This window comes from Burkholderia sp. HI2500, assembly GCF_002223055.1.
Classification (GTDB): Bacteria; Pseudomonadota; Gammaproteobacteria; order Burkholderiales; family Burkholderiaceae; genus Burkholderia.
Genome location: NZ_NKFL01000004.1, coordinates 930,867 through 940,409, shown reverse-complemented (window position 1 = coordinate 940,409; position 9,543 = coordinate 930,867). Strand labels below are relative to the sequence as shown.

Sequence of the window (9,543 nt, the reverse complement as noted above, 5' to 3'; positions counted from 1 at the left end):
ACACATGGCGAATAACCGGCTTTACATACTTGATACGGAAACGGGCGAACACATCATGGTTGCGAAGGGATTCGGGTCTGGATGGAGTTGGCGTAAAACTGATGACGAACTCACGCATTGGCTTAACGAACTCACAGACAGTCCGCTTGGCCTGCGCGATGTTGCGGCGTCGAATTCAGGCCCCACAAAGCTCATGCTGGTCACCGAAGACAACCTTGAAGCAGAGATCGCCAAGCTGAACCTAGGCCGTTAGCGCTGGCCGCCGATGATGTATTGCTCGGCGGCGGGCGTGATCGGGCTGGCGGTCGTGTTCACATACTGGATCGCGAGCGTGTTCGCCGCGGAGACGCGCACGTTGCCGATCGACAAGCCGACCTGATGCGACGGCTTGTTGACGTCGATCGAATCGCCGACTTGCAAGCCCGGCACCGTGAACGTCTGTTCGGCGCTGGTGTTCGCGGCGACCTGCGCGGGAGTGAGCGTCTGCGTGATGCGATAGATGCCCTGGATCGGGGTGGTGGACCCGAGGTCCTGGAGGATGCCGGGGTAGCTCATGTCACTGTCCTTGAGGTGCGGGCGTAAAAAAACCCGCACTCGGCGGGTTCTGGGGTGGCTGTTGCATCTGGTCGGGCGTCGGAGGTGGTGCGCCTTCCGGCGCGCCGGTTCCCATCATCTGCATCACGACCTGGGTCGCGACGTGCGCAACGATCTGCGGGTCGAGCGGTTGACCCAAGGCCGCGAAGCGTTTGGTTTCCGCGTCGTATGCCTTGATGTTCGTTTCCTGTGCATCCTTCCCCTGCCGCGCGTTTTGAAGTTCGGCGGTCAGGTGCTCGATCATCTGGCCCATCTGCGTCATCTTCTGCTGCATGTCCTGTTCTTGCGGACTCGGGCCTTCGCCGAGGATCTGCGGCGGAATCGTGCGGTGCAGGCGTTCCGCGACCTCATCGGCCATCGGGAAGTCTGCCGCTTTGAACAGCAAGTCGCCGGCCACCTTCATCAGCTCCTGATCCTGGCCCATGATCTGCGTGAGCGCATTGAACGCTTCCTGCCGGCGCGTCTCGTAGTTCGGGCCCACCTCGACGGTCACGTCATAGCGGCCGATGCCCGGATTGAAGATCATCTGCACTTCATCGGCGATCGTCGGATGCGGCGCTTGCTGCAACGGCTGCTGCTGATCCGGATCGACCGTCGCGAATGTCTCAGTGCCGTCCTCTCCCACGATGCGCACAACGCGCTTCGTGTCGTAGATCTTCGGAATCAGGTCGATCAGCACACGGCCCGTATAGCGAATCGCGCGCGCCACGTTGTCGATGAAGTGGTACGTCGCGCGGTCGCCCTGCCGCTGCCGCGCCTGGATCGCCACGCCGGCCTGCGCGTTCGACGGCTGCCCGAACTGCTCCTGATACTGGCCCGAGGCCATCATCAATTCCTGCTGCGCGTTCTGCATGCCGGTCAGGTACGCATTCGCGCCGACGGGCGGCTGCTCGCGCTGCGGACGATCAATCGGGTTTCCAGCTTCGTCGTGCGAGTTGTACGGCAGGTACGGCAGATTGTCCTTGTTCGCGTTCGCCCATTCGGACTCATAGCCCTCGAATGCTTCGGCCGGCCCGACGAACGGCGTCTTCGTCTGCAGCGCGATGTACTCGACGTTAGCCGATGACATGTAGTTGTACATGCGCTGCGCGTCTTTCAGGTTCCGCGTATGGCCCTTGCGCTCGACCTTGCCGTTGATGACGATTTCCTCGCCCACCACGCGCACGATCGGGATATAGCGGCCGGCCCACGGCTTCTCGTCGATGATCTTGTCGCCGGCAATCAGATACCAGGTGATCTGCGGCTCGGTGATCTCGCGCTTCTGGATCGACGCGTCTTTCTCGATCGCGGCGCGCTCGTCGGCATCCTCGATTTCAGACAAACGCACCGGGCCGCGCACCGGGTGATTCACCAGCTTGTCGAGCTTCGCCGTCTTGCGGAAGTACTCGCACACGCGGATCTTGTTCTTGCTGATCCAGCCGTCGCTCTGCGTGTCGTCGCCGAATACGACGCTCTGCGCTTCCTCGCTCGGATAGCGCGCCTCGAACTCTGCCTTCGCCATTTCCTCGAACACGAATGCGAATTTCGCGTCGGAGCCGTCCGCCGACTCGATGTCCGGATCGAGATAGATCGTCAGCGGGTCTTTCACCCGCCGCAGGAAGATTTCCTGATCGAACGAGCCGTCGTGCGCGTACTCGCAGACGACACGCCAGTAGCCGAGGCCGCCTTGCACCGCGAACTCGGTCGCCGTGTCATAGACGATCTCGGCGTGCGAGTTGTACTCGATGTGCCGCACAATGCCGTCGAGGATCTTCGCGATCTCGATGTCGGCCTCGCCGTCGACCGGCAGCGTCTTTACGCTAGGCTTGTTCTGCTTCGCGTCGTTGATGATCTGCAGGTTGTGCTGGCGCACCTTGTTGATCGTCAGGCACGGGCGCGCATCGCCCTCGCGCGTGGTGCGGATCTGGTCGGGCCACTGCCAACCGTTGTCCGCGTCGCCGTTCGAAAAGCGCAGATCTTCGATGAAGCGCTGGCGGAACTCCGACTCGAACTCCTGGCAGCGCTCAAAGCGCTCCTTCGCCTCTGCGACGATCTTCGAGCTCGGATCTTCCTGCTTTTTGCGTGCCATTGGCTTTTTACCAGTGCTTCGCGATGAATGCCCACTTGAGAGCTGCGCTCACAATCGCGACGGGAAAAGCCACGACGAGTATCAGCGCTACGCAGATCTTTTCAGTCAAAGTCATTTTCATGTCAGCTCATCCAAGCGCCACCGCCCATCACGGACCGGCGCACGACGGGTTGTTTAGACTTCGCGGGCTTCGCGGCTCGACGCGCACCTTCGCAGGCATAGCGCAGCGCGTCGATCACGTGGTTGTCCTTGTCCTCAAGGATCGGGAGCACGGCGCCGGTCAGCTTGTCTTCCTTGTACTTGTAGAGCGTCAGCTCATCGATCAGGTGCTTGCACCGCGGATGCACGATGATGTCGAACGAATTCAGGAACTCGACGCCTTCCTCGAGCGACTTCGCGCCCTTGATCGCGGCACGGATCTTCGGAAAGCCGTGCTTTTGCATGTGGCTGATCGTCTCCGGACGCGCCGAATCGGCCGTAATCGGCCACTTCTCGGCCTCCGGAACGGCCATGAACAGTTCGGGCAGGTTCACGATCTCGCAGCCGACCTGATATGCCTCGTAGTCGACGTACAGGCGGTTCCCGTCGATGTCGCAGCGGATCAGCACCGACGGATCGCTCGCGAAGCCCCAGTCGGCGCCGAGGCGGAAGATCGTGCCCTCGGGCCGCTCGAATTCCTCGACGCGCCAGTTCTTGAACACGCGCGCCTCGCTGCGCTGCTGATAGCCGCCGAGCCACACGTGCGCGTATTTGTCCGGGTCGCGGCGCTTGTCGTACTCCATTTCCTCATGGAGCTCGCGCGGCAGCCATGGGTTGTCCATGAAGTTCGCCTCGACGACAATCGAATCCGGGGGCGGCTCGGCGCCGCGCAACAGGACGTCGATCGGATCGGTCGGCTTGCTCGGGTTCCACCCGAACCAGAGTTGCGAACCGGGCTTACGGATCGTCGGACGGAGCAGCGTGAGGCTTTTCTCGGACGCGTTCTGCGCCTCCTCGAACCAGGCCCGATCGAAGCCCTCCAGCGACTTGATGGAGTCGGCCGTGTGGTTCTGCATGCCCTCGAAAATCGTGACGCCACCGCTGCGCGACATGATGCGACGGTCCTGCACCTCGAAATAGTCGCCAGCGTTGAACGCGACGATCTTCGCCTCGAGCAGCTTCTTCACTGAGAACTCGAGCGATTTCAGCGTCTCGCGTAGGCAGACGAAGTCGTACTTGTCCGAGACGTTTTCCTCGAGCCACAGCTCACCGAAGAAGTGCGACTTGCCCGATCCACGGCCGCCGTGCGCGCCTTTGTAGCGCGCAGGAGCGAGCAGCGGAGCAAATACCCGCGGCGTCTGGATTTCGAGGATGGTCATTCCGATTTCGGATCGATGATGCGACGCTCGACGCGCTGGAACTGGATGGCGCCGCCGTCCTTGCCGGCGTGCTCATGGTCGACTTTGTCGCGCCACTTGCCCGGCTGCCGGTTCTTCAGCCAGAAAATCTGAGCCGTCACGTTGCCGGCGAGCGCATTCGTGTAGAGCGCCCCGACCACCTGCGCGTCGGCGACTTCCTTCGCCTGCTCGAGCGCCTCCGCGAACTCCGGATGCTGCTGCTTCCACGTGCGGATCGTGCGATCGGTCGTGCCAAAGAAGCGCGCGAGCTCGACATCGGTCGCGCCGAGCAGGCAGTAGTTCCGAGCGAGCTCGACGAACTCGGGCTTGAACTTGGTCGGGTTGGCCATGGTCAGGAAATCTGACGCAGATGCACCGCCTGATCGGCCTGTGCGCCGCAGTTCGGGCACGTGCAGATCGCGCGGAGCTGCCGCGTCTCGCCGGGCATCGGAACATCGCCGCCGTCGTAGACATGCGCCTCACCTGCCTTCGGATCGGCCGAAGCCTCGAATTCCGTCAGGCACAGGGGACACGTCAGATCGACGACGTGCGCGCTCATGTTCAGACCGGGCTTCTTGATCTTCATGGCAGCAGCTTCGCCAGGTGATCGCGCGCCGCGGTGACCTCGTGCGCGAACGTGTGAATGCCGGCGGCGATCTTGCGCTCGATCTCGGCGAGCATCGCATCGAGCAGCAGGAGGTGCGACGGGGCATCGACGCCGCCGCCGACTGCCGGCGCGTCAGCGGATGCCATGGAATCTGCAGCAGGCGCATCCTGGCTTACGGCACCCGCTGCAACAAGCGAGTCCGACGCAGGCCCAATGGTCGGGGCAAACTCCCCCCCTGCGGCCGCGCCAGCCTCCTGCGCGATGGCCGGCGCACCGGTCGTGGAAACGTCGGGAAGCGGCGCGACGCCGGTCGCGCTCGAGCCGTCGGCGTATTGCCTCGTCTCGATTTGGAGGGTGGAGCTCGGCTCGGTGCTGCTCGGTGCTGCATTCAGTTCGTCCATGTCATGCTCCGTTCGTTGATAGGATTGCTGCCGCCCGTCGCCAGCACGAGTTCCGGAATCCGGCGGAGACCACTGGCTTCCAATACGTCGACAGCTGCCGCGGTTCGCGCACTCACGGCTTGCGGAAGAATCACTTCTTGGCCTTGTGCTTGGCCGTGCGCTCGCCGCGCTTCGGGGACTCGCCGAGCACCCTGTCGGCCTTGGCGTCGATTTTCGACTTCTCGCTCGGGGACATGCGGCCGGCGTTGACGGCCTGCGACGCGCGCGCCTTGGCGTTCGCCGCGTGAGCGCGATCGTTGACCGGATACGACTGGTCCGGGCCCGCAAACGCCTTTGCCGGCAGCTTGTCGCGCTTCTTCGTGCTCATCGTCGCCATGGCGTGCTCCAAAGCAAAAAGCCCGCTGGCTGATGCCAAGCGGGCTTTCGGGTGCTGAATTCGGTTTTCTGAGGGCGAACGACTCCCCCACGGCGCGGATTATAGGCTGCTGCTATCGGGTTTACAAGTGGGATTCATTGCGCCGTCTCGACCAGATCACGCGCCTTGAACATCGGACGCAGCAGATCCTTCGCCCGTGCGTACTCGTTGGGCAGCGGAGATTGCAGCCGAATCGATGACCACGAGCGCGCTCCGCTGAACCGGTTGCGCATTTCCGTCTGAATCGCCACGCGGCCACGCAGATCAAGACGCGACACGCATGCATCAACGGCCTCGCAGACTGCCTTGCGTGCGCGCATATCGGCCGCTTCAGCCAGATCCGAGGATTCGCGCCAGCCAGCCCGATATTCGCGGCACGCAGGATCGGCGCCGCCATAGCCGAGCTTCGGTCGATACGAATCCTGCCAGTCGTACCAGTCTTCGAGCAGGTCGTCGATTTCGTCGTTGGTGATCATGCAGGCTCCGGCGTGAGATAAAGCGCCCGTGTCGCAGGAGCCAGCGGCCGAGTGCGCATCGGCGTAGCGTGGTGCTCACTTCGCGACGTCGTGCAGGCGTTGCTTCAGCAGATAGCCCTCGAGCGGCCAGATCTTCTGTATCGCGTTCGCACGTGCCACCTTGCGACCGATCTCGGCATCGAAGTTCTCGGGCGATGCACATGCGCTCTCGCCCGTCACCGTGAAGCCGTTGCGCAGCGTGAGAACGCAGATCGTGAGCAGTTTCGTGCTTTCGCTGATCGGGCAGTCCTTGATGACATTGCCCACGACGAATGAGACTTCACTGGCGATCGCCGCCTCGATGTCAGCCGGCGTCACGCGCGGGGCCGTTTTGCCCTTGCGCTGAATCTCCTGCTCGATCGTTTCGTCGTCGCCGTGCGTGACCTGCTGGGTTGCCATGTTCATGCTGCCCTCCGTTGGTGCTGCTGGTTGTCGCGCCAGTCGATGAACGGCCGGCGCAGGAAATGGTGAAAGCGATCGATCGCGTGCGTATCGGTCGCGAGCTCGCGCCTCGACTCGACCTTGCATACCGCGCGGATGAACTGCGCCGCCTCGTCGACCGACACCGGATCGCCGTTGACGAAGCCGCCTACCCACTCGCGGAACAGCGGGTCGCGGGTCAGGTTGCAGGCGAGCTGGAACGCGTTGAGCGTCGGCCGGTCGGCGCGTTGAGGGAGGTTCATCGATCTCCCCACTCTTTTCGCTTCAGCACGCGCCGCTCCCACGCTTCGAACGCGAGCACGGCGGATTGCCCTTTGCAGTCCGCGCCGCGACCCACGCAGCGATACAGCCCGCGGTGCCAATCGATATGCGGAATGTCAGCGGCCAACCGTCGCTGATACCGCGCCTCGGCGATTCGAATCTGGATCAGCAGCGCATCGATCCTCGCGAGAGTCGGGGCCATGCGCTCGGCAAAGTTCGGCTCAGGGGGCGCGAAGAAGCGTTTAATGAGGCGTATGACGCTCACGTCAGGTTCCTCTGCGCCCAGCGCGCGATCAGCACGCTCTCGGCACGGTTGTGGTCCTTCGCCCGGGCCAGCGGCGCATGCGGGTACAGCCGCCGCGCAGCATCCAAGCACTGCGCCTTGTCCGCGCCAAGCCCATAGAAGCGCTTCCAGCGCTGCGGTGTCACGTACTCCATGCGCATGTCGCAGAGGATCGCGACAGCCTCCAAGATACCCCGCGTATGCGCCAGCGCCCCCATGGTCTGCACCGATGAACCGCCGAGCAGCTGCATGTCCTCCATCGCGAAGATCGCGCGCTCGTCAGCGGGAACGCCGCGACGCAGGATCTCGCGCAGCGCGCGGGCGTCGAGCTTGCGTTTGACGCGCGCCTTCGGGCCGGCAGTCGGGATCGGGCATGTCGGGAGGTCTTCGACCGAAAGGAGGTCGCCGCTGGCGTCAAGGAACGTGATCGCGCCCGTGAGACCAGGGTCGCAGCCGATGATGATCGTCATGCGCCCTCCTTTCGGGCCGGAAGGTTCGCGCGTTGATTCCATGCCTCGACCGCCTCGGGTTGAGTGCGCCGCATCGGCCCTTCGGCCTCGCAATGGAGGCATGCGACCGCAAAACCGTCTGTCCACATCGGGAACAGGCGCGCTTTCAAGCCGCAAAACGGGCACGGCAGCAGCTCGCGCGCGGGCGTAGTGGATGCGTTCATTGCTCTATCTCCGTGTAGTGCTGCAGTGCGTGCGTAGGCCCGATGACAGGCGCCGTCGGCACGATTCCCGATGGTCCATCCCCGCGATTTCCAGAGCCGCCAGTAAGCGAGATCAATTCGCGCTCAAGGCGCGCGAGCCACATTCGCACGATCGGCTTGCCGGGCTTGTGCGGCGATTCGTCAGCCTTCCCGAGCAGCAAGTCGGGGCGACCGTGTTCCGTCAATGCCCGTTGGATCGCCCGATAACCGTTCGGATCGTCGCGAAACGAACCGAAGTGACGCCGGATCGAAAGTGTCGATTCGACGATCGGCATGTGCTCGCGCAACGTCAGCGTGATGGCGTCGTTCGAGCCGCTCGGGCGGCCTGCGTGGCAAAAGCAGTACCACTTGCCGTCTGAGCCTACCGAGCCGAGCAGAGGGCAGCCGAACGCGGCGCACATGCCCCAAGCTTGTCCGTTGATGTCGCTCATCTACGAAGCCTCCGCGCGCGGTCAAGCCGAAGTCCCTCAAGCGTGTTGATCGGCCGGATGTTCAGCAGCGACATCACCTCGTCGATCTTGCTGGCAACGTACTCGCGGCGCTCACGGAGAAGCTCCTCCCATTCCGCGCGATCTTCGTCGGACATCGGAGCCGCCGCGATCCGGGCGACCATCGACAGTTCGAGCGTGCGGAGAGCGAGCGCCTCCGTGCCGATTCGCTGCAGGCGATCGTTGATATCTTCGAAGAAAGCGCTCATGCCGGCACCTGCGCGCGGTTGCGAAGCTCAGCCTCGCACTTCTCGAGCAACCAGCCGTGATCGCGGCCCGGCGGGCAGAGGATGCCGAGTTCGGATGCCTTGCGCTCGATCCCGGCCGGCGTGCGCTTCCACGCGTTGTCCTCGCGCTTCGGCTGAGCCGGCGCCGGATTCAGCAGATCGGGGATGATCGTGGCGAGATAGTTTGGACCAAGCGGTTTGCCCTTGAGGCTGACACGCGCCTTCGAGATCGCAGCGTCGAGGATTTCGTTCGTCACGCGGACGTCGTCGCCCCATGCAGCGATGTTCGGGTTCACGCTGTTCGCTCCGGCCACGCCTCGCTGCCGAAGGTAGACGGCGATTTCGATCGCTCTCGAAACCGAGGTAGAGCCGTCAGGCACATGCACTGCCGCTGATGGCGCCGGATGCGTCACCGCGTCACCGCGTGTCACCGCGTCACCTTCGACAGGTGACGCGCCTTCTACGGTTGATTCTTGCTGCTGCTCTACTTGAGTAGAGATAGACTCCACTCCATTCCCTTCCCCTACTCTACCTTCCGTAGTCGAGTCACCAGCGACGTACCTCGCGTCACCTTGCGTCACCTTTGCGTCACCTGACGCGTTTTTGCGCTTGCAAGCCTTGCAGATAAGGCGGTAATTCCTTACATCATGCGGGTTTTCGGCCGCTTCGTCGGTGACGCGAAGAAGCGTGTCACCTTGCGCGTCACCACACTGGTGACACGTGTCACCGTCTCGGTCGCGCAATTTCTTCAGGAGCAGTTGGCGTTGTTTTCCACCCAGTCTTTTGGGTGACGCGGCGTCACCTGCGTCACCTTGCGTCACCGCGTCACCTCGCGGGTGACGCAGAGTCGGTTGGTCGATGCGCTGGTGATGCCATCCGGTGACGTGCCAGAACTCCTTTCCGTCGGCCTCGTACTCGGAAAGCAGCCCCTGCTCGATGAGCTCGTCAACCCACTGCATGACGACCGAGGCAGAAACGTCGTCGGCGGGCAGCACTTCGGCCTTCAATGTTTTCGCGCTCGCCGGATGGTTGCCGCCGTCGTCGCAGAAGTTCCACATGCCGATGAAGAGCAGCCGCGCGTCGCGCGACAGCTCGAGAACCTGCTCGGAGGTCCAGAATTCGGGCTTGATGGTGCGGATGCGGGCCATGTCAGCA

At 63.2% G+C, this 9,543-nt stretch carries 17 protein-coding genes; 1 reads left to right on the top strand and 16 read right to left on the bottom strand.

The window, feature by feature from the left end:
- Nucleotides 1-4: 4 nt before the first annotated feature.
- Nucleotides 5-253, top strand: coding sequence for a hypothetical protein (locus CFB45_RS38230; RefSeq protein ID WP_144025175.1), 249 nt, complete (start codon nt 5-7; stop codon nt 251-253).
- Here the strand turns inward: CFB45_RS38230 and CFB45_RS07115 are convergent.
- The 16 genes from CFB45_RS07115 to CFB45_RS38220 all read right to left on the bottom strand — a co-directional run bounded on the left by CFB45_RS07115 (nt 250) and on the right by CFB45_RS38220 (nt 9,536).
- Nucleotides 250-555 (bottom strand): hypothetical protein, encoded by a 306-nt coding sequence (locus CFB45_RS07115; protein ID WP_089425053.1) that lies wholly within the window; start codon nt 553-555, stop codon nt 250-252. The two genes, CFB45_RS38230 and CFB45_RS07115, sit on opposite strands and share 4 nt — an antisense overlap.
- Nucleotide 556: 1 nt before the next feature.
- A complete protein-coding gene (locus tag CFB45_RS07110) occupies nt 557-2,662 on the bottom strand; it encodes a portal protein (protein ID WP_089425052.1) in 2,106 nt (701 codons plus the stop codon).
- Between the two features lie 122 nt (nt 2,663-2,784).
- Nucleotides 2,785-4,020: a PBSX family phage terminase large subunit gene (locus CFB45_RS07105; RefSeq protein ID WP_089425051.1), complete on the bottom strand. Its 1,236-nt coding sequence runs from the start codon at nt 4,018-4,020 to the stop codon at nt 2,785-2,787.
- Nucleotides 4,017-4,388 (bottom strand): hypothetical protein, encoded by a 372-nt coding sequence (locus CFB45_RS07100; protein WP_089425050.1) that lies wholly within the window; start codon nt 4,386-4,388, stop codon nt 4,017-4,019. The genes CFB45_RS07105 and CFB45_RS07100 overlap by 4 nt, the downstream gene beginning before the upstream one ends.
- Nucleotides 4,389-4,390: 2 nt before the next feature.
- Nucleotides 4,391-4,624, bottom strand: coding sequence for a hypothetical protein (locus CFB45_RS07095; protein WP_089425049.1), 234 nt, complete (start codon nt 4,622-4,624; stop codon nt 4,391-4,393).
- A complete protein-coding gene (locus CFB45_RS38225; protein ID WP_144025174.1) occupies nt 4,621-5,046 on the bottom strand; it encodes a hypothetical protein in 426 nt (141 codons plus the stop codon). The genes CFB45_RS07095 and CFB45_RS38225 overlap by 4 nt, the downstream gene beginning before the upstream one ends.
- Nucleotides 5,047-5,176: 130 nt before the next feature.
- Entirely contained in the window at nt 5,177-5,461 is a 285-nt protein-coding gene (locus CFB45_RS07090; RefSeq protein WP_218828869.1) for a hypothetical protein, read from the bottom strand.
- A gap of 95 nt (nt 5,462-5,556) precedes the next feature.
- A complete protein-coding gene (locus CFB45_RS07085) occupies nt 5,557-5,937 on the bottom strand; it encodes a hypothetical protein (RefSeq protein ID WP_089425047.1) in 381 nt (126 codons plus the stop codon).
- Between the two features lie 75 nt (nt 5,938-6,012).
- On the bottom strand, nt 6,013-6,381 hold the full coding sequence (locus CFB45_RS07080) for a Gp49 family protein (RefSeq protein ID WP_089425046.1): 369 nt from the start codon (nt 6,379-6,381) through the stop codon (nt 6,013-6,015).
- Nucleotides 6,378-6,659 carry a hypothetical protein gene (locus CFB45_RS07075; RefSeq protein ID WP_089425045.1) on the bottom strand — a complete coding sequence of 94 codons (282 nt, stop codon included), beginning with the start codon at nt 6,657-6,659 and terminating at the stop codon, nt 6,378-6,380. The genes CFB45_RS07080 and CFB45_RS07075 overlap by 4 nt, the downstream gene beginning before the upstream one ends.
- Nucleotides 6,656-6,943, bottom strand: coding sequence for a hypothetical protein (locus tag CFB45_RS07070; protein WP_089425044.1), 288 nt, complete (start codon nt 6,941-6,943; stop codon nt 6,656-6,658). Before CFB45_RS07070 ends, CFB45_RS07075 begins: the two co-directional genes overlap by 4 nt.
- Complete coding sequence (locus CFB45_RS07065) at nt 6,940-7,431, bottom strand: hypothetical protein (protein ID WP_089425043.1); 492 nt, start codon at nt 7,429-7,431, stop codon at nt 6,940-6,942. Before CFB45_RS07065 ends, CFB45_RS07070 begins: the two co-directional genes overlap by 4 nt.
- Nucleotides 7,428-7,634 carry a Lar family restriction alleviation protein gene (locus tag CFB45_RS39800; RefSeq protein WP_089425042.1) on the bottom strand — a complete coding sequence of 69 codons (207 nt, stop codon included), beginning with the start codon at nt 7,632-7,634 and terminating at the stop codon, nt 7,428-7,430. The genes CFB45_RS07065 and CFB45_RS39800 overlap by 4 nt, the downstream gene beginning before the upstream one ends.
- Complete coding sequence (locus CFB45_RS07055; protein WP_089425041.1) at nt 7,631-8,104, bottom strand: hypothetical protein; 474 nt, start codon at nt 8,102-8,104, stop codon at nt 7,631-7,633. The genes CFB45_RS39800 and CFB45_RS07055 overlap by 4 nt, the downstream gene beginning before the upstream one ends.
- Nucleotides 8,101-8,370: a hypothetical protein gene (locus CFB45_RS07050; RefSeq protein WP_089425040.1), complete on the bottom strand. Its 270-nt coding sequence runs from the start codon at nt 8,368-8,370 to the stop codon at nt 8,101-8,103. Before CFB45_RS07050 ends, CFB45_RS07055 begins: the two co-directional genes overlap by 4 nt.
- On the bottom strand, nt 8,367-9,536 hold the full coding sequence (locus tag CFB45_RS38220) for a hypothetical protein (RefSeq protein ID WP_144025173.1): 1,170 nt from the start codon (nt 9,534-9,536) through the stop codon (nt 8,367-8,369). The genes CFB45_RS07050 and CFB45_RS38220 overlap by 4 nt, the downstream gene beginning before the upstream one ends.
- Nucleotides 9,537-9,543: the final 7 nt, after the last annotated feature.